The organism is Parasphingorhabdus sp., from assembly GCF_036964675.1.
Taxonomy (GTDB): domain Bacteria; phylum Pseudomonadota; class Alphaproteobacteria; order Sphingomonadales; family Sphingomonadaceae; genus Parasphingorhabdus.
In genome coordinates this window covers 1,825-21,932 of sequence record NZ_JBALTF010000048.1, presented here as the reverse complement: position 1 = coordinate 21,932, position 20,108 = coordinate 1,825, and the positions used below count along the sequence as shown (strand labels likewise).

The following is a 20,108-nucleotide window of genomic DNA, read 5'->3' as shown; positions in this document are numbered from 1 at the left end:
GCACCGGCACCGACGTCGCCATGGAAAGCGCCGGCATCACTCTGGTCAAGGGCGATCTCGGCGGCATCGCCAAGGCGCGGCGGCTCAGCCAGCTGACCATGGGCAATATCCGGCAGAATCTGTTCTTTGCCTTTTTCTACAACGCGCTCGGCGTGCCGGTGGCGGCGGGCATCTTATATCCCTGGTTCGGGATCCTGCTCAGCCCGATGATCGCGGCTGCAGCGATGAGCCTGTCCTCGGTATCGGTGATCGGCAATGCGCTACGGCTGCGGCGGAAGTCGCTTTAGCGGCGCGATGGTACCCGGCAATCCGGCCGGCGCCGCGCGAGAAAACCCGCCGATAGATCATTCCGCAATATCGGGCTTGATTCGGTAAATCACCGTATCTCCAACGCCCTTCAGCGTGATGGTTTCGGGCAAATCGAATTCATGGCTGCCGGTACACTGATAATAGGTGGCTGCAGATACGGCAATCCCGTTTGGCTCGGCAGCGCCTTCAATCCTGCTGGCGATGTTCATCGTATCACCCCAATAATCATAGGCAAGCCGGTTCGTGCCGACGACGCCGCCGACGACCGGGCCAGAATGAATGCCGACCCGCAATTGAATGTCGATCCCGCCTTCCGTCGCCCTGCTTTGCATTTCCGCGATCACATCTTTTGCAAAACTGACCGCATCTTTCGCGCCGGGTCCATTGGAAGCCGTGCCGCCCGATACCGCGAGATAGCAATCGCCGATGGTCTTCACCTTTTCGATGCCATAGCGGTCCGCACATTGATCGGCGATCAGGAAAAACCCGTTCAATTGCTCGACCAGATGACCAGGCGTGAGCTGTTTGGAGAGTTTCGAAAAGCCGACAATATCGATGAAAACGACCGAAATATCGGAGAAGGAATCGGCTACCACTTCGCCTGCCCGGAGCCGTGTGGCGACCGCTTGCGGCAAGACATTATAGAGCAGTTTCTCGGTCTTCTTGCGTTCCTGATTGAGCTCCTGGCGCGCCACATACATCGCCCGCGCCCGGCGGTCGGCCTCCCAGTTGGAGAATATCGCGAACAGCAGAAAGAAGCTGATGTTGACGATAGTGTGATACATTTCGTCGACGTCGATGCCATGATTGTCCATAAAACCGATGAACACGCCGAGCGTGCCGATCGCCCAGATCACGAACAGCTTCACATTGGCGACAAAGGCGACGCTGGCAATGAAGTAGATCAGGCCAAAGAAGACCACGGAAATCTTGGTGATATCAAGATCATTGGCAGCGGTGGTGCGCAACAGGACCGCCATCAGGACAGCCGCGGCGATGGTCATGGCAACGAACGGCAACATGTCGAGCCAGCGCCATTCGATATAATGGCGGTTGGTCGTGGCAAAGATCGCCAGTGCAAAAAAGCCGACAATCACCATCGTCGTTATATTGAAGGTCGCAAAGGCCTGGTTCGACGAAAACACCGGGGTCATCATGAAGAAGCCAAGGAAAATCAGCGGCCCGAGAATGATAACCGCCCGGGTCGCCTTGAGCCGGGATGTGCGCTCGTCGTGCACATATTTCAGCTCGTCTTCGGCCTCGGCAAAATGATTGATAAATGCCATTTTCAACTCCCCGGATGAAACGGTCGCAGGCCGGAACAAACCGCCCGCCGCAAAGCCTACAATCGCACCCTTCTATCACAGAGCTATAGGATACGACTATTAACTAGTGGTTGTTTTTGATCCAATCCCTGAGGCGGGCTAAAAATTTGTAATTTCTGGTCAGTCTTTCGCGGTGCTGCCGGTTATATCAGCGACGGAATTGTTTCGGGTTGGCCGGCGGAGCAACGGGGAAAATTTGCCAACTGCTGGCGTTTTTCGAGAAGGTGGGGCGGTGGCGAAGTAATTCCGCTTGGGGTGCGAGAGCGGACATGGATGCGGAGGCTGGCTGGCAGCTTCCGCCCCAATTTCGGCCATTCTCGACCGTAATTTCGTTTCCTGAAACCCGCCATTTGATTGGACAAAGTCCAAGGGCTGGAATTGGACCGTTCGCGAACAGTCTGATTTCGAAACTCCAGATTACCTAGCAACCATTTGGTCAAATTTTTGGTGAATGAATGCGTTCGTTCCATTTGCTGGCGTTCACTTTTGTCGGATTTAATGGTCGCAAGGGTTGCAGAGCGTGGACATTTTGAACCGGCCTCGTATAGTTCGGCAACCAAATAGCCCGCTGCACTCAAAACAGCGGTTTCGGCAAGACCAAAAGGAGAATTCAGCATGCGTGAAGCTGTCATCGTATCTTATGCCCGCACGGGACTCGCCAAGGCGGGTCGTGGTGGCTTCAACATTACCCCGCCGATGACCATGGCGGCGCACGCGATCAAACATGCGGTCGCAAAATCGGGCGTGGAAAGCAGCTTCATTGATGATTGCATGATCGGCAATGTGGCGCATGGCGCTCCCAATATCGGACGCAATGCGGCGCTTCTCGCGGGCCTGCCAAAAACTACAGCTGGAGCGACGGTCAACCGGTTCTGTTCATCCGGCATGCAAGCCATTGCCATCGCTGCAAACCATATTCGCAGCGATGGTGCCGATTGCGTGGTTGCGGGCGGTGTCGAGAGCATTTCGATGCAGGGCCCCCGGGCGCCGGAAGGATCGATCGATGAGGACATTCTGAAAATTGCCCCGGCGATCTTCATGCCAATGATCGAAACGGCCGATATTGTCGCGGAGCGCTATAATATCAGTCGTGAATATCAGGATGAATATTCCCTGCAATCGCAGCAGCGGATGGCGGCGGCCCAGCAAGCTGGACTGTTTGCCGAGGAAATCGTCCCGATGCAGACCAGGATGAAATTGGTCGACAAGGAAACCAAGGAAGAAACCATCGTCGACTATACGGTTGACCGGGACGAGTGCAATCGCCCGACAACCACCTTGGAAGGACTGGCCAGTCTGAAACCGATCATGGGCGAAGACAAATTTATCACGGCCGGCAACGCCAGCCAGTTGTCCGACGGAGCTGCTGCTCTCGTGCTGATGGAAGCCAGGGAAGCGGAACGCCGCGGACTGAAGCCGCTGGGGCGTTTTGTGTCCTGGGCCGTTGCCGGATGCGAACCCGATGAAATGGGCATTGGCCCGGTATTTGCTGTTCCGAAATTGCTTGAACGGCAGGGTCTGACCGTTGATGATATCGATATCTGGGAACTGAACGAAGCCTTCGCCAGCCAGTGCCTGTACAGCCGCGATCGCCTGGGCATTGATCCAGAGAAATATAATGTGAATGGCGGCTCGATCTCTATCGGCCATCCCTTTGGCATGACCGGTGCGCGCTGTGCCGGGCATCTGTTGCAGGAAGGCCGCCGTCGCGGCGCAAAATGGGGCGTGGTCACCATGTGCATCGGGGGCGGTCAGGGCGGTGCCGGACTGTTCGAGATTTATCCCTGAACGCTGACTATACCCGCAGCTTGGCGCATTTTAAGGAATAGAAGTAGTTTTGGATCAACTTACTGACGAACAAGTCGAACGCCGGTTGTCGGATGCTTTGGCCAATCGCTCCTCCGTGTCTGCGGAGAAGCTGATAGCCGGATTGCTCCGTACCTTTAGCCTGTCCACGGATGGTGAAGATGAGTTTATATTTCCAGCGCTCAGTTCAACCGCGCGCGAACGGATTTTCGGTGGTCAGGTGATCGCCCAGGCGATTGTCGCTGCCGATCGCACGGTGGATGACGAGAAGAATATTCATTCGCTCCATTCCTATTTTCTGCGCGCCGGCGATGAAACCAAGCCGCTGCATTTCCGGGTACATCGCGATTTTGATGGCCGCAGCATCTCCAATCGCAGGGTCGTTGTCCGGCAGAATGACAAGGTCATCTTCAACCTGACGGCCTCTTTCCAGAAACCCGCCGAAGGGCTCGAGCATCAAATAAAGATGCCGGATGTGTTGCCGCCCGAGCAATGTATGAGCGCGATGGAGCAGATTGCCCGCAATCCGCAGGTTTCGGATGAGCATATCGAGCGGATGAGTATGCCGCGGCCGTTTGATGTTCGCAGCTTTCGGCCGGAAGGCAAAACCCGGGACGCGCGGCAATATCAATGGTTAAAGACGGTCGCACCGCTGCCGGATGATCCGCTTATCCACCGCGCAACGCTGGCCTTTGCATCCGATATGGGATTGCTCTCGACGTCGATGATTCCGCACGGATTGCACTGGACCACGCCCGGTCTATTCTCGACCAGCCTCGACCACGCGATGTGGTTCCATGACGATTTCAGGATCGATCAATGGATCTGCTATGTCATGGACAGCGACTGGACCGGCCATACGCGCGGTCTCAATCGCGGGTCACTCTACACGCAAGACGGGATTTTGATCGCTTCAGCGGTGCAGGAAGGCATGATCCGCCTGGCACCGAAAAGCGATTGAGCCTCAGAACAGCGATTTCAGATCCTTCTTCAATATCTTGCCATTGGCGTTGCGCGGCAGGCTTTCTGTGCGGAACAGAATCTTTACCGGCACTTTGAAATTCGCCAGCCGTTGGCGGACCCACTCCTGCAATTCCGCTTCACTGGCTGTTTTCCCGGGTGCCAGTTGGACAATGGCTGCCGGTTCTTCGCCCAGCATCTTGTGATCGATACCAATCAGCGCGGCATCCATCACCGCCGGATGGTCGTAGAGGACATTCTCGACCTCGGATGAGTAGATATTCTCCCCGCCGCGAATGATCATGTCTTTCGCGCGGTCGACGATATAGCAGAAACCCTCATCGTCCAATCGCGCCAGATCACCGGTGCGGACCCAGCCATCGACGAAAGTTTCAGCGGTCGCTTCCGGACGTTTCCAATAGCCTTTTACAATCATCGGACCACGGGCCCAAAGTTCTCCGACTTCGCCAATCGGCATTTCGGAGGCTCCGTCCTCGCTCATGACCTTCAGGTCGGCAGCGGCGACCGGCGGGCCGCAACTGGTCGGGCGGTTGAGATAATCCTCCGCGCTATGCGAGGTGACCGTCGCCATGGTTTCGGTCATTCCCCAGCCATTGCCGGGCAGCGCGCCAAAAACTTCAAAGATCTTCCGGGCCAGTTCGGGTGCTGAAGGCGCACCGCCATAGCTGATCGAATCGATCGAACTCAGGTCATATTTCTCGCGATCCGGATGTTCGATCAATTGCCAGGCGATAAACGGCACACCGCCGGTTGCATTGACCTTTTCCCGTTCAATTATTGCCATCGCCTGGACCGTGTCCCACTTGTGCAGGAAGATCATCTTGTGGCCGCCATGCACGGTCGGCATCATGGTGGCGGAACAGGCGGTGCAATGGAACATCGGTACCACCGTCAAGCCGACCCGCGTCGTTGGTTCAGGCAGCTCATCTCCCCTGCGCAACGCTTGCGCGGCTCCGGAATAGCCGACGGTCACAGCGTTGGTGGTCAGATTGCGATGCGTGCCGAGCGCGCCCTTGGGTTGCCCGGTTGTGCCGCTGGTATAGAAAATCGTCGACGGATCATCCGGTGCAATATCTACGGCGGGGAGGTTCTGATCCGGCAGATCGCCATAGCCATTGGGTCGACCGATGATATCTTCGAGCGGACGTGCCGGCGCTGCCAATGCAGTCTGGCTGCGGGACACGATCACATGTTTCAAATCCGGTAGATCCGCCAGATGCGGCGAAATGCGGTCCCATCGCTCGGCATCGCACAGCAATACACTGGTTTCCGAATTCTCCAGTCCGAACACCAGTTCCTGATCGGTCCACCATGCGTTGAGCGGGACCACAATGGCCCCGATCGAAGTTGCCGCAAAGAATATCACTGGCCATTCGGGCAGATTGCGCATCGCCAGCGATACCCGGTCACCCTTGGATACACCTATTTTCTGAAGCTCGACGGCCAGAGCGGCTACGGCTCGATACCAGTTGGCATAGGTGACGCGCTCGTCTTCAAATATCAGAAATTCACTGTCGCCATGGCCGCGCGCATGTTCCGCCAGAGCGGCGAGACTGGGATGGGCATTTTTCCAGACGCGGGTTGCGACCCCGTCAATATCGACCATTTCCATTTCAAACGGCTGGCCCGGCGCGCAGAGTAACGTTTCCACATCCTTGCGTGAACGTACCGGCCATCCAGCGGGCGACGTCCACTTTTCCAGCGGATCTATTGCTTGAACTGACAAATCATTCTCTCCTAATCGATTAGCGTGAGGCTATCCGTTAAATTTGCCTCCTGCATCGGCTTTTTCCTTGAGCAAATTTGCCACCGGCAGATCATGTTTTTTCAGACCGGCTACGATTTTGTCGAGTCCAACCGTATCGGCCCAGAACATCGGGCCGCCGGTATAAAGCGGCCAGCCGTAGCCGTTGATCCAGACGACATCGATATCGCTGGCGCGTTGCGCCATGCCTTCTTCAAGGATTTTGGCCCCTTCGTTGACCATGGGATAAAGCAGCCGCTCGCGAATTTCGTCCTTGGAAATTGTGCGCTGTTCCTTGCCGGCTTTGGCGGCGAACTCGGCGATGATCTGCTTGACTTCATCGGAGGGCGTCCGTTGACGCGCTTCATCATAATCATAAAAGCCCTTGCCGACTTTCTGGCCCCAGCGACCGACGGCGCACAAGGCATCGCGGAGTGTTTCGATGCGCTCCGGATCGCGATGCCAGCCGATGTCGACACCGGCCAGATCGGACATCTGGAACGGCCCCATTGGAAAGCCGAAGTCGAGCAACACATCGTCGACTTCCCAGTAATTGGCCCCTTCCATGATCATGAGATTGGCCTGCTCCTGACGCGGGCTCAGCATCCGGTTGCCGATAAAGCCGGGACAAACACCCGAGACCGCCGCGACCTTGCCGATCTTCTTCGACAGGTTCATCGCCGTCATCAGCACGTCATCGGCGGTCTTTTCACCACGCACGATTTCCAGCAATTTCATCACATTGGCTGGCGAGAAAAAGTGCAGGCCCAGGACATATTCGGGCCGCTTGGTCACCGCTGCGATCTCGTCAATATTCAGGTAGCTGGTGTTGCTGGCGAGGATCGCGCCCTGTTTCACAATGCTATCAAGCTTGGTGAAGACCTCTTTTTTAACATCCATATTTTCAAACACGGCTTCGATTACCAGGTCGCAATCAGCGAGATCGTCATAAGACAGGCTGGGAGTCAAAATACTCATCGCATCTTCGACCTGTTGCTCAGTCATGCGGCCGCGCTTGGCCGTATTCTCGTAATTTTTGCGGATCACGCCAACGCCGCGGTCAAGCGCTTCCTCTTTCAATTCGACAATGGTGACAGGAATACCAGCGGAGAGAAAATTCATGCCGATGCCGCCGCCCATCGTCCCGGCTCCCAGGATTCCGACCTTCTTGATTGGAATCAGATCAATTTTCGGATCAATACCGTCAATCTTGTTGGCCGCGCGCTCGGCAAAGAAATAGTGGCGCATGGCCGCCGATTGCGTGCCGGTCATGAGCTTCATGAACAGCTCGCGCTCTTTTTTCACGCCCTCGGCATAGGACAGCTCTCCCGCCGCTTTCACCGCCTGAATGGCTGCTTCCGGAGCCTCGAACCCACGAATTTTACGACCATTTTTTTGCCGGAATTCATCAAATATCGCCGGATTCTTTATACCATCTTCATTGGCTGTACCTTCGGAAGAGCGGGGCGGCGCCTTGCCGATCTGTTCGCGGGCAAATGCAATTGCATCCTCGGCCAGACTGTCTTCACCAACAATCTTGTCAACCAGCCCGATGGCATGTGCTTTTGCGGCCGAAACTGGATTGCCGATCACGATCATCGGCAAGGCGGCTTCTGCGCCAACGACGCGCGGCAGGCGCTGGGTTCCGGCGGCGCCGGGGATCAGACCCAATTTGACTTCTGGCAAGCCCATTTTCGCTGATGGCACCGCAACCCGGTAGTGACAGGCCAAAGCAACCTCACAGCCGCCGCCCAAGGCAGTTCCGTGGATTGCCGCGACAACCGGCTTGCTGCTTGCTTCCAACCGATCAAGGGCATCAGCAAGATTGGGCCCTTTCATCGGCTTGCCGAATTCCGTGATATCCGCGCCGGCAAAAAATGTACGTCCATCACACCGGATGACCACAGCTTCTATCTCGTCATCGGACATGGCCTTCTCGATCCCATCGACCAGTCCCTGGCGAACGGCGGCACCCAGCGCATTCACCGGAGGATTGTTTGAGATGATAACCAAGACATTTTGTTGCTTTTCCGTAGTAACGACCGACATTTTTCTCTCCTTCAAGATCATGCCTAGATGCAGAACAGATGCGTTGCGGCATGTCAATTGCGTGCATGAAACGGCTAGATATCCGAATATCATAAACAGCATCAGGCTCGTAACAATAAGACATAAAAGTGAAAAATCGAGTCGGATCTATCGACGCTTTGGCAAGCTTGCTGAGGTTTGCCAAGCTTGAGACACCGTGAATTTGGCGAACGGATAAGGCGGCTGTTATCGGAATCTCGTTCATCAATTGGGATCAACATCAAATAGGGGCTTGAGAACGGTTTCCTGCCGGGAAACTGCCGTTGCCTGAAACTGGTCATTCCATCGGACAGAATATATGGGCTGGTAATGGGCGGTAAGCGGAATGGCAGGTCTGAATTGGGAGCAGAAGATAAGTCGCCATTTGTTCCGCTACATTCCAAGCAGCATGTTTCGATTCAACATCATTGATGCTTAAAAGGCGAGAGGCTCGCCTCATCTTCTGCCTGACAATGATCAGAGGCTGTTGAGTATTTTCTATTGTGGCATCAGCCATTCAGATCAATTCAAAATGAAGTTGGCGATCTGGCTATATGCTCTGATTTTATTCCGAAATAGGATCCGGATCAGGACAAATTTGTCTCGGAATATCGGTCCACCAACATAGCCAAAAGAAGGTTCGGAAATTTGCGCTTCACGGTAACCGCGTAAAAACTCTCCGTCAGCTCAAGGTTGATCGTCGATTCCAGCAACTTGCCCGCAGCAATCTCGTCTTTCACGACTATCGGTGGAATGACTGCCAGCCCCGCATCCTCGCGGACCAGAAGGCGCATCATTGCCATGTCATCAACCTCGGCAGCTATTATCGGCCTAATTCCTTGTCGCTCCATCACGGCATCAAAGCCCGAGCGTACACTGGTTCCTAAAGATGGCAGTATGACCGGGTGATCCCGCAAGAGTGCATCGAGCTCCTGATCACCCTCAAGGCGTTTCGGATTGCCTATCAATCCGACTTTCTGTTCGGCAATCCGATGCGTGATGAAGGGGGTAAGATTATCGCGCGGAGCGGACTGGTTGGTTAGCACGACATCGAGATTCAGAGCCTCTAGCGCGAGAAACAGCTCGTCAGCGCTGCCAGACCGCAAGACAATCTCGACATTATCTTGTCCAAGCGCGGGTTCGAGAAAAGACATTTGAAAATTTCGAGACAGGGTGGCCAGTGCGCCTATCCGCAATGCTTGCCGCGCTTCCCCGGTCGATGACAATGTGCCGAGCAAATCTTTGCCCGCCGCAAAAATTGTGTCGGCATGGTCGAGCGCAATCCGCCCGGCTTCGGTCAAATGGAGCTGACGACCGCGCCGTTCAAACAGGTCGTTGCCAAGCCTTTGCTCCAGTTTCCTGATCTGTACCGAGAGTGCAGATTGCGAAATATTCAACGTTGCTGCCGTGCGTGTCAGATTGCCGTCATGGGCGACAGCCCAGAAATAACGCAGATGATTATAATTCAGATCAGCCATATCGTTCACTTAAACAGAATGATTTCTGATAAACAATGAATTATTAATGCTCGATGCATCTGATTATTGCCGGTCCGGTTCACCAACACGGGGCAATTTAGATATGGAATTCAACTTTTTAGCCTTGCTCGCACCTCTGCTGGTTTTGATCGCCGCAATTGCGGGCCTATTGCAAAAAACGCGTGGCGGGCGGGCATTGGCCGCGACGCAAGCTTTGGTTTTTACCTCATTTCTGGTGGCACTGGCGGCGACTGTGATGCTGATTGCGGTCGGCAGTACCATTTGGTCTGCGCCCGGAATTTTGGGATATGGTCTATCTGTCCGCGCCGATAGTGTCAGCATTATCATGTTGCTTTTGGTGAGCTTTATCGGATGGATCGTGACGCGCTACAGCGCGACGTATCTGGATGGGGAGCCGGGTCAGAACCGTTTCACGCTGTGGCTTTGTCTTACCCTGTTTGCCGTTATGATGCTGGTGATTGCGGGTAATCTTATCCAGCTGGTGCTGGCCTGGGTGGCGACTAGTCTTTTTCTGCACCGGCTACTTCTGTTTTACCCTGAGCGCCAAGGTGCGCAGCGCGCCGCCCGGAAAAAATTTATCGCTGCGCGTATGACAGACCTTGCGCTGGTAGCGGCGGTGGCTCTGCTATTCTTTCACTATCGCACGTTTGACATCGGCCAGATACTAACGCTGGCGCGCGCTGACGAATCTTCGTTCGCCACGATTGGCGCAGCAGCCCTGCTGGCGTTTGCTGCAATCCTGAAATCGGCACAATTTCCGTTTCATGGCTGGCTGACCGAAGTGATGGAAACACCGACACCGGTATCCGCGTTGCTCCACGCCGGTGTCATTAACGGCGGCGGATTTTTGCTGATCCGATTTGCCGATGTCATGCTGCTGTCGCCCGGTATCATGGCCGCGTTGGTGATGATCGGAGGTTTTACCGCGCTATTCGGCGGGCTGGTCATGCTCACCCAGCCTGCGGTCAAAACATCGCTCGCATGGTCCACCATTGCCCAGATGGGTTTCATGATCCTGCAATGCGGACTTGCGCTCTTTCCCTTCGCGCTGCTGCATATTGTCGCGCATTCGCTCTACAAGGCCCATAGCTTCCTGGGTGCCGGTAGCGCGGTAGCGATGGTCACATCGCTGCGCCGTCCCGGCCCGATTGCCATTGCCAATGCCGCCGCCGTCGCCCGCGCGTTTCTGCTGGCACTGGTAATTTATGCAGGCATCGGGCTGCTCATGGGCTTGAGCGGGAAATCACCGCAAGCCATTGCGCTCGGTGCAATATTGGTTTTCGGCGTCGCCTATCTGCTGGCCCAGGGGCTTGCGGACGCTGCGCCAAAAGCATTGATGAAACGCACGGTGATCTATTCGCTTGCCGCGACCATCAGTTATTTCCTGCTGCAATCGGGCGCGGTTTGGCTCACGATCGATATACTACCCGCAACGCCCGCACCGGGGCCGCTGCAATGGGCGCTGATCATCCTCGCGCTCATCAGCTTTGGCGCGGTGGCGGTCGTGCAGGCGATGTTCCCGCTCTGGGCAGAGCATCCCGCTGCAGCGGGCCTGCGTGTCCATCTGTCGAATGGCTTTTACATCAACGCGATTTCAGACCGGATGCTGGGCAACTGGTCGCACCCTTCATCCAGATCGCAGGGAGATTAAACTCATGAGCCCCGAAAATAATAATATTAGCGCCGCCGCTCAAAGTGCCGCGCGCGCCATACCGCCACTCTGGCCGCTGGCTTCCAGCGTTGCGGTCAATCCATTTCTCGGCCAGTCTTCTGCTTCGTTGTCAGACACTGGCGCGCTTCTGGGCCGGATGAGCGGATCGGCAATTACGATGCCGCGTGTCTGGTATCGCGAAAAACTGGCGGCAGGAGAGATAGCGGACAGCGACCTTGTTGCTGCAATGGAAGCGAGCGCAGAGCCACTGTGTCCGTCCGATTTGACCGAATTAAAGACGGTTTTGTCTGCCGACAAACCCACGTCCGCGGCACTGCCTGTCATCGCACAGCTCGCCGCCGATGCCAGCGGAACGGACTGGCCCGGCATTTTCACCGAACGTTTTGGTGCATGGGCGGCGGGTCATTTTGATGCAGGGCAGGCATTATGGGCCGCGCCAAAGGGCAAAAGCGCCTATGCTGCATGGCGCGCCATTGCGATGCACGACCTGACGCCGGAAATTGCCGGGCTCACGGGATTTGCACGCTTTGTCGCCGATTGCCCGGAAAATGCGGATGACGTCGTCCGTTTCTGCGCAAAGTTGCTGCAACTGCCAGAAGATGCCAGCACGCTGTATTTTCAGAGACTTTTGACGGTTCAGGGTGGGTGGTCGCAATATGCGCGCTATATTCTGTGGCAAGCAGAGATGGTTGGCGATGATGATGCAACGCTCACCGATTGCCTGGCCATTGCCTTGGTCTGGGAGGCAGCTCTTTACCGGCAATATGGCGAGCAAATTGTTGAACCCTGGCAGAATGTCATGAAACAATATGCAGCGCCGGTGAAAGCCGACTTGGACATGGTTGTCGATGCCATTTTGCAAGACGCATTTGAACGCGCGGGCCAGCGCAAGTTGGCACATTTGCTTGCTCAATCTGCGCCTGAACGAGGTTCAGCGCGGCCTGCATTGCAAATGGCATTTTGCATCGACGTGCGCTCTGAAGTTTTCCGGCGCGCACTCGAGGCGCAAGGCCCTGATATTGAAACTATCGGCTTTGCCGGATTTTTCGGTCTTACCGCCTCGCATCATGATTTTGCTTCTGACATTGCCGAGCACCGCTTGCCGGTCTTGCTCAATGCGGGTCTGCATAGCCGGAGCGGTGATGCACAGGATCACGAAGCTGACCTTGCCGCGCGTTACAAGGCGCGGGCCATTCGCGCCTGGGGCCGGTTCAAACTGGCTGCGGTATCCTCTTTCGCTTTTGTCGAAGCGAGCGGGCCGATCTATATCGGCAAGCTGGTGCGTGATGCTTTGGGCAGAACTGACAGACATGTTCCGGCAGCGCCGCCACCGCAAATTACTGACGCGCTTGGCCTGGAAGACCGCTCTGCTATGGCCGCGACTATTTTGCGCGCCATGTCGCTCACCGGCAATTTTGCGCGCCTTGTTGTTCTTGCCGGACATGGCGCAACCGTTGCCAATAATCCGCATCACAGCGGCCTCAATTGCGGAGCATGTGGCGGCTATTCCGGCGAAGTGAACGCCCGTTTGCTGGCTGCGTTGCTCAACGATATGGCGGTGCGATCTGAAATTGCAGGCAAAGGAATTTCCATTCCTGATGACACGCTGTTCGTTGCCGCGCTGCATGATACCACTACCGACCGGGTCACATTATATGAACAGGACCATCCGGCCCCAGGTCATCATGATGATCTAAACCAACTCCAAAGCTGGCTGGCAGCAGCGGCGCGTCAGGCAAATGGGGAACGGGCACTGCGCCTGCCGAGGGCCAATGGTGCATCTGACATATTGGCGCGCAGCACCGATTGGTCCGAAATCCGTCCGGAATGGGGCCTTGCTGGATGCAGCGCCTTTATCGCCGCGCCGCGCGCGCGGACGTCTGGAAAGGATTTCGCGGGCAGCGCGTTCCTGCATGATTATGACTGGAGAGCGGATGAAGGCTTTGGCGTGCTAGAGCTGATATTGACCGCTCCGGTTGTCGTCGCCAGCTGGATCAACCTGCAATATTATGGTTCAACGGTGATGCCGGAACAATTTGGCGGCGGCAACAAACTGCTTCACAATGTGGTCGGCGGCATTGGCGTCATTGAAGGCAATGGCGGCAACCTGCGCCCGGGACTGGCTTGGCAATCGATCCACGATGGCGACGAATATGTGCATGAACCGCGCCGGTTAACGGTCTGCATTGAAGCGCCGCGAGAAGCGATTATCGATATATTGGCGAAACACGAAGCTGTGCGTGAGCTATTTGATAATGGCTGGCTTCACCTATTTGCACTGGACGATAATGGGCTGATGCGCTGGCGTTACTCAGGTCATCTAAAGTGGCAGCAAACAAAGGAAGCGAAAAACCCTGATACTCTTGAAATTTTGGCGGCCTGAATCATGGTCTCAGCGCCAGATCCAATATTCTGCCGCCTTGAAAGCCCAGCAGCAGGAGCCATCCACTTTTCGCGAAGCAATTTTGAAAGCTCGCAATCAGCTTACGCTGTTTTTAGGTGACCAAGAAAGCGTGATTCTCGCTCCTTTCGCTTCGTGCGCATTTTTCTATCAAGAGCGCCCCTTTCGTTCTCGTTGATTTTGCAGGAACGACAGCTTTCGGGCTAAGCGCAAGCTTCGTTAAACGTCGGCAATTGGCTGCGCAGCTGTCGACCAACATTCCCAAATTTGGTGTCCGCGATCGCTCTTTGGCCCCGCAAAAGCGGAAAGTCGCCAAACCACCCAATTGTTGCCGGTAAAAGCGGCCAAAGCTAGGGTCCGCTTTTTGCCGCGACCACGATTTGATCTTTGCCTGTTCCCGCTGTCTGGCACCAATTGATCTGGTTTGCTGCGAGCGCTTGCCTTCGGGGCAAGCGGATCGCAGCATTGCATGACGGCATTGCAAATTGGTCTTTCCTACACCTACCCCAATCGCTTATCCTCGTCTTGGCTCTTTGACAATTTGGATAAGCTGACGACGATATCGCCCGCGCACCTGCATCAAGCGGATCAGATTTCCCGCCCCGTTTGAAAGGTCACACTCGGCTCCATGGTGGCGGAGAGAAAAGGCCAGAAAACTGCGGCTTTGGGGCAAAGGTCGCGGAAAACAAAAGGTCGCGTTTGTGTAAGCTTTTGTTTTCGGCGCGATTGAAGGCGGTTCGTGCCGATAAAGGTCCTTCGACAGGCTCAGGACGAACGCTATTTGAAAATCACCTATTCTGCCATCGGCGGCGGGAGATCAAACGCTCTCACTCGCGCTCGCGATTGTCTGCTTGCTCGCTCTGACATGCTCGCGCCAGGCGATGAACAGGCCGGAACCGATGATGATTGGCGCGCCGAACCAGATCGACAGGCCTGGATATTGACCGAAGATCGCGATGCCGAAGATGGTCGCCCAGATCAGCGCGCTATAATCCATCGGCACGATCGTCGACACCGGTGCATAGCGCAGCGACTGGGTGACTCCGAGCTGCCCGAGCGCGCCGAAAATGCCGATGCCGAGCAGATAGCCCCAGGTCTGCGCATCATGGCCGCCGCCATAGATGAAGGCGCAGACGGTCAGCGCGGGCAGGGTGTAGACGGAAAACCAGAAGATCGTGACGACGCTGGTTTCAGTGCGCCCCAATATGCGGATGACCAGCGTTACCGATGCCGTCACCAGCGCTCCGCCCAGAGCGACCGCCGCACCAAAGGCGGGAATCAGCGAGCCGCCCGGCTGGATCACGATCAGCACGCCGATAAAGCCGATCAGGATCGCCGACCAGCGCCGGATACCGACCTGCTCACGCAGGATCAAGGCGGCGAACAGGGTGGCAAAAATCGGCACGGTAAAGCTGATCGTCGTGGCATCGGCCAGCGGCAGCAGGGTCATCGCCCAGAAATTGAGGCCCATCGCAAAAATGCCGAGGATCGACCGCAGGATATGCAGCCTGTGCTTGTTCGAGACGATCGATGGCCAGCCACGCTGGCTGCGCCAGATCAGGAAACAGATCAGCGGCATCGCCGTCAGCTGGCGGTAGAACAGGCTCTCGGTGACGTGCACGCCATGCTGTCCGGCGAGTTTGACAAAGGCAAACATGATGCCGAGCGATAGCATCGCACCCAGCCGGGTAAGGATTCCCGCCATCGGCCGGTTCTGTCCGGCGGCATGGTCATCGCTCATGCCATATTGCCATAAAAGATAGGGTAACAGCTGTTGTGCATTGCTGCGGTAAATAGCATATAGCCCGCAAAAGCAATCAGGAGTCTTTCAATGCGCAATGTCACCCATGTCTTGGCCGCCGGAGGAACCGCAGCAGCGTCCCGCCAGAGCGATATCTTCGATCCCAATAATGGCGGAATTCAGGGCAAGGTCGATCTTGGCGATGCAGACGTGCTCGAAACCGCCGTGCAGGCGGCGCTCGCAGCGCAGCCTGAATGGGCCGCAACCAATCCGCAACGCCGGGCCCGGGTAATGTTCAAGTTCAAGGAGCTGGTCGAAGCGCATATGGACGAGCTGGCGCATCTGCTGTCGATCGAACATGGCAAGGTGATCGCCGATTCCAAGGGCGACATCCAGCGTGGGCTCGAAGTCATCGAATTCTGCTGCGGCATTCCGCATGTTCTGAAGGGCGAATATACCCAGGGCGCAGGCCCGGGCATCGACGTCTATTCGATGCGCCAGCCGATCGGCATCGGCGCCGGCATCACCCCGTTTAACTTCCCGGCGATGATTCCGATGTGGATGTTCGGTCCGGCCATTGCGACCGGCAATGCGTTTATCCTGAAGCCTTCCGAGCGGGATCCGTCGGTACCGGTGCGGCTGGTCGAACTGATGCATGAAGCAGGACTGCCAGCCGGTATCTTGCAATGCGTGCATGGCGACAAGGAAATGGTCGATGCGATTCTCGATCATCCGGCGATCGGCGGGATCAGCTTTGTCGGATCATCCGATATTGCCCATTATGTCTACCAGCGCGGCGTCGCCGCCGGCAAACGGGTGCAGGCGATGGGCGGGGCGAAAAACCACGGCATCGTGATGCCCGATGCGGACCTCGACCAGGTGGTCAACGACCTGTCCGGTGCCGCCTTCGGTTCGGCCGGTGAACGCTGCATGGCGTTGCCGGTTGTGGTGCCGGTGGGCGAGGAAACCGCAGACCGTCTGCGCGAGAAAATGATCCCGGCGATGGCAGCTTTGCGCGTCGGCATCTCGACCGACGAGGAAGCGCATTACGGACCAATGGTAAACCCGGCGCAAAAGGCACGCGTCGAGGGCTGGATTCAGAAGGGTGTCGATGAGGGCGCAGAGCTTGTCGTCGATGGCCGCGGCTTCTCGTTGCAGGGCCATGAAGAGGGCTGTTTCATCGGACCATCCCTGTTCGACCATGTCACCACCGACATGGAAAGCTACAAGGAAGAGATTTTCGGACCGGTATTGCAAATCGTCCGGGCAAAGAATTTCGAGGAAGCGCTGCGCCTGCCGAGCGAACATCAATATGGTAATGGCGTCGCAATCTTCACCCGTAACGGCCACGCAGCGCGCGAATTCGCCAACCGGGTGCAGGTCGGCATGGTCGGCATCAACGTACCAATTCCGGTGCCGGTCGCCTATCACAGCTTCGGCGGCTGGAAGCGCTCGGCTTTCGGCGACACCAACCAGCACGGCATGGAAGGTGTGAAATTCTGGACCAAGGTCAAGACCATCACCCAGCGCTGGCCCGATGGTACAGCCGATGGCGGCAACAAGGATGCCTTTGTCATCCCGACCATGGGGTAAAAGTCTGGTAAGCCTTAGTCCCGGCAGAGTTTCAAATCAGGACAAGTGTCCCGAAACGCTGGATTTTCCTGCGTTTCGGGCGGACATGGAGATCATGGCTGTCTGCTCAACTCTGATCCCGGTGCGGCGTTGCTAGCGCTATCGCCACGGCTGTTCCTGCCGTCCATTTTGCTGGCGATCATATTGTTCGCTTTCTGGCGTCCGGGATATGCCGGGAGCGAGAGGGTGCCCGCATCGGCTTCGGTTGCCGCGTCGGACAAGCGCATCGCGTTCAGTTTCGATGATGCGCCGCGCGGCAAGGGGGCCTTTCTCGAGCCGGACAAGCGTCCCCGGTTTTTGATTGAAGCTCTGAAAACCGCAGGCATCGAACAAGCCGTCTTCTTCATCAATCCGGGGCGGATCACCGCCTATGACAATGACGCTGCCGACATCGCCGCCTATGCCAGAGCAGGCCATCTGCTGGCCAATCACACCGCCCATCATATGAAGCTGTCCGCTGTGTCCGCCGAGAAATTCCTGGCCGATATTGATGCCGCAGAAGCCTGGCTGAAAAACAAGCCCAATTACCGCCCCTGGTTTCGCTTTCCGTTTCTCGATGAGGGGCAAAAAGACAAGGGAAAGCGCGATGCCGTGCGGGCTGGCCTGAAAAAGCGCGGCCTGATGAACGGCTATGTCACGGTTGATGCCTCCGACTGGTATATGGAAGAACAGGCCATCGCCGCTGCGGCATCGGGCAAGCTGATGGACTGGAACGCGCTCCGCGATCTCTATGTCGAATCCTATGTTCAATCCGCCGATTTCTCCGATGATCTGGCACGGCGCACGCTGGGCAGGGCGCCTGTGCAGATGATATTGCTGCACGAAACCGACCTCGCCGCGATGTTTGTCGATGATCTGGCTGCCGCGCTCAAGGCCGACGGATGGACGATCGTCACCGCCGACGAGGCCTATCGGGATCCGATCGCCAATATGGAGCCCGATGTCGACTTTGCCGATGGCACCCGCACCCAGATGCTCGCGGCCGAACGCCATATCGGCAAGCGCTGGTATCGGCGCAATGATCAAAAAGTAGCAAAAAAGCTATTTGCCGAGCGGGTCCTGCACGACTAGACCCTGACCCATGAAAACAATCACTATCGTTCGTAGCCTCGCCCTCGTCATCGCCGCGCTGGGGGCATCATCGGCATCGGCACAAACGCCGGAACAGCTCGCACAAACGGTGCTCGCCAAAAACCCGGTCATTGACGGCCATAACGACTCGCCGGAACAGATAGCCGAGCGGTTCGACAGCGATTTCACCAAATTTGACTTCGGCAACACCGTTCCAACGATGGGAACCGGATCCAAACCGATGCACACTGATATTGCCCGGCTCCGCAAGGGCGGAGTCGGCGGTCAATTCTGGTCGGTCTGGATCGACCCGGAACTGCCGAAATTTGAAGCGGTCCAGCGGGTGATCGAACAGATTGATATCGTCCAACGGCTGGTTGCACAATATCCGGATGACCTGCAATTGGCGCTGACGGCTGCGGATGTTGAGGCTGCCCAGAAAAATGGCCGCATCGCCTCGCTGATCGGCATGGAAGGCGGGCATTCAATCGGCAATTCGCTGGCGGTGCTGCGCCAGACTTATGCGCTCGGCGCGCGCTATATGACGCTGACTCACTGGAGAACACTGGACTGGGCGGACAGCGCCACCGATGCGCCAAAAAGTGACGGCCTTTCGGAATTTGGCGTTTCGGTGGTCCAGGAAATGAACCGACTCGGCATGATCGTCGACCTCAGCCATGTGTCCGAAGCCACGATGAATGACGCCCTTGATGCGACCCGGGCACCGGTAATATTCAGCCACAGCTCCGCCGACGGTGTAACCCGCCATCCGCGCAATGTCCCGGATGCGATCCTGAGGCGGTTATCGGCAAATGGCGGAGTGGTCATGGTTACTTTCGTACCTTCCTACGTCAATGCAGAGAACCGGGACTGGGACGCCGCGCAAACAGCCGAGGAAGCCCGCGCGGCGGCTTTAAACCCCGGCGATGCGGCGGCCCGCTCGGCCGCTCTCGCGATCTGGCATGATGCGCATCCGATGCCGCCGGTAACCGCAAAAGACATCGCCGACCATATCGATCATATCCGCGCGGTATCTGGAATCGATCATATCGGCCTTGGCGGCGATTATGATGGCATCACCTTCACACCCGACGACCTCTCCGATGTGTCGACCTACCCCGTGCTATTTGCCGAACTCGCGAGGCGCGGCTATAGCGCCGCCGATCTCGCCAAGATTGCGCGCGGCAACATCTTGCGGGTAATGCGGGGCGTCGAATCAACCGCCGCGCAAATAGCGAAGAACAAGAAATAGATATGACCCAATTTTCCCTGACCGAAGACCAGCTTGCCATTCAGGAAATGGCGCAGAAATTTACCGCTGATGCAATCACGCCATTTGCGGCCGAATGGGATGAAAAGCATATATTTCCGCGCGACACGATCAAGCAGGCGGCAGACCTCGGTTTCGGGGGCATTTATGTGTCCGAGGAATCGGGCGGCATTGGCCTCGGGCGGCTCGAATCGGCGCTCATCATGGAAGCGATGGCTTATGGCTGTCCCTCGACCAGCGCCTTTATCTCGATCCACAATATGGCAAGCTGGATGATCGACACATTCGGCTCACAGGCGGTGAAGGACAAATATCTACCTGACCTGATTCCGATGGACAAAATTTCGAGCTATTGCCTTACCGAAGCCGGCGCCGGATCCGACGCGGCCTCGCTGAAGACCAAGGCCGTGCGCGATGGCGATGATTATATCGTCAACGGTTCCAAGCAGTTTATTTCCGGCGGCGGCGAGAACGAGATATACGTCACCATGACCCGCACATCCGATGATGGCGCAAAGGGCGTCACCTGTCTTGTCATCGAAAAAGACATGGAGGGCGTCAGCTTTGGCGCAAACGAGAAGAAGCTCGGC

General features: G+C 56.5%; 14 protein-coding genes and 1 pseudogene. 9 read left to right on the top strand and 6 right to left on the bottom strand.

Annotated elements, in window-relative coordinates:
* Positions 1-287: pseudogene (locus V7665_RS09535) on the top strand (copper-transporting ATPase); the annotation flags it as partial.
* A 57-nt stretch (positions 288-344) separates the two neighbouring features.
* Here the strand turns inward: V7665_RS09535 and V7665_RS09530 are convergent.
* Together V7665_RS09530 and V7665_RS09525 are read right to left on the bottom strand one after the other, a co-directional pair.
* The gene (locus tag V7665_RS09530) at positions 345-1,595 is read right to left on the bottom strand and encodes an adenylate/guanylate cyclase domain-containing protein (protein WP_335664305.1); all 1,251 of its coding nucleotides are present in this window, start codon (positions 1,593-1,595) and stop codon (positions 345-347) included.
* Between the two features lie 182 nt (positions 1,596-1,777).
* Positions 1,778-2,251, bottom strand: coding sequence for a hypothetical protein (locus V7665_RS09525; protein WP_335664304.1), 474 nt, complete (start codon positions 2,249-2,251; stop codon positions 1,778-1,780).
* Between V7665_RS09525 and V7665_RS09520 the strand changes: the two genes are divergently transcribed.
* Both V7665_RS09520 and V7665_RS09515 read left to right on the top strand, forming a co-directional pair.
* Positions 2,250-3,422 (top strand): thiolase family protein, encoded by a 1,173-nt coding sequence (locus V7665_RS09520; protein ID WP_335664303.1) that lies wholly within the window; start codon positions 2,250-2,252, stop codon positions 3,420-3,422. The genes V7665_RS09525 and V7665_RS09520 overlap by 2 nt on opposite strands.
* A gap of 49 nt (positions 3,423-3,471) precedes the next feature.
* The gene (locus V7665_RS09515) at positions 3,472-4,401 is read left to right on the top strand and encodes an acyl-CoA thioesterase (protein WP_335664302.1); all 930 of its coding nucleotides are present in this window, start codon (positions 3,472-3,474) and stop codon (positions 4,399-4,401) included.
* Positions 4,402-4,404: 3 nt separating this feature from the next.
* On the opposite strand, the gene V7665_RS09510 is transcribed toward V7665_RS09515, so the two are convergent.
* The 3 genes from V7665_RS09510 to V7665_RS09500 all read right to left on the bottom strand — a co-directional run bounded on the left by V7665_RS09510 (position 4,405) and on the right by V7665_RS09500 (position 9,710).
* Positions 4,405-6,072, bottom strand: a complete 1,668-nt coding sequence (locus V7665_RS09510; protein WP_442955207.1) for a class I adenylate-forming enzyme family protein — start codon at positions 6,070-6,072, stop codon at positions 4,405-4,407.
* 105 nt (positions 6,073-6,177) lie between these two features.
* Positions 6,178-8,214 (bottom strand): 3-hydroxyacyl-CoA dehydrogenase NAD-binding domain-containing protein, encoded by a 2,037-nt coding sequence (locus tag V7665_RS09505; protein ID WP_335664301.1) that lies wholly within the window; start codon positions 8,212-8,214, stop codon positions 6,178-6,180.
* A gap of 605 nt (positions 8,215-8,819) precedes the next feature.
* Positions 8,820-9,710, bottom strand: coding sequence for a LysR family transcriptional regulator (locus V7665_RS09500; RefSeq protein ID WP_335664300.1), 891 nt, complete (start codon positions 9,708-9,710; stop codon positions 8,820-8,822).
* A 46-nt stretch (positions 9,711-9,756) separates the two neighbouring features.
* Here V7665_RS09500 and V7665_RS09495 point away from each other — a divergent pair, with 46 nt between their 5' ends.
* Positions 9,757-11,382, top strand: a complete 1,626-nt coding sequence (locus V7665_RS09495) for a proton-conducting transporter transmembrane domain-containing protein (protein ID WP_335664299.1) — start codon at positions 9,757-9,759, stop codon at positions 11,380-11,382.
* Positions 11,383-11,386: 4 nt separating this feature from the next.
* Positions 11,387-13,786, top strand: a complete 2,400-nt coding sequence (locus tag V7665_RS09490) for a YbcC family protein (protein ID WP_335664298.1) — start codon at positions 11,387-11,389, stop codon at positions 13,784-13,786.
* Positions 13,787-14,621: 835 nt separating this feature from the next.
* On the opposite strand, the gene V7665_RS09485 is transcribed toward V7665_RS09490, so the two are convergent.
* Entirely contained in the window at positions 14,622-15,545 is a 924-nt protein-coding gene (locus V7665_RS09485) for a DMT family transporter (protein ID WP_335664297.1), read from the bottom strand.
* Between the two features lie 90 nt (positions 15,546-15,635).
* On the opposite strand from V7665_RS09485, the gene V7665_RS09480 reads away from it, so the two are divergent.
* The 4 genes from V7665_RS09480 to V7665_RS09465 form a co-directional block, all read left to right on the top strand.
* Positions 15,636-17,138 (top strand): CoA-acylating methylmalonate-semialdehyde dehydrogenase, encoded by a 1,503-nt coding sequence (locus tag V7665_RS09480; protein ID WP_335664296.1) that lies wholly within the window; start codon positions 15,636-15,638, stop codon positions 17,136-17,138.
* A 45-nt stretch (positions 17,139-17,183) separates the two neighbouring features.
* Positions 17,184-18,248 carry a polysaccharide deacetylase family protein gene (locus V7665_RS09475; RefSeq protein WP_335664295.1) on the top strand — a complete coding sequence of 355 codons (1,065 nt, stop codon included), beginning with the start codon at positions 17,184-17,186 and terminating at the stop codon, positions 18,246-18,248.
* Between the two features lie 10 nt (positions 18,249-18,258).
* Positions 18,259-19,500 (top strand): dipeptidase, encoded by a 1,242-nt coding sequence (locus tag V7665_RS09470; protein WP_335664294.1) that lies wholly within the window; start codon positions 18,259-18,261, stop codon positions 19,498-19,500.
* A gap of 2 nt (positions 19,501-19,502) precedes the next feature.
* The coding region (locus V7665_RS09465; protein ID WP_335664293.1) for an acyl-CoA dehydrogenase family protein at positions 19,503-20,108 on the top strand (606 nt) is incomplete at its 3' end.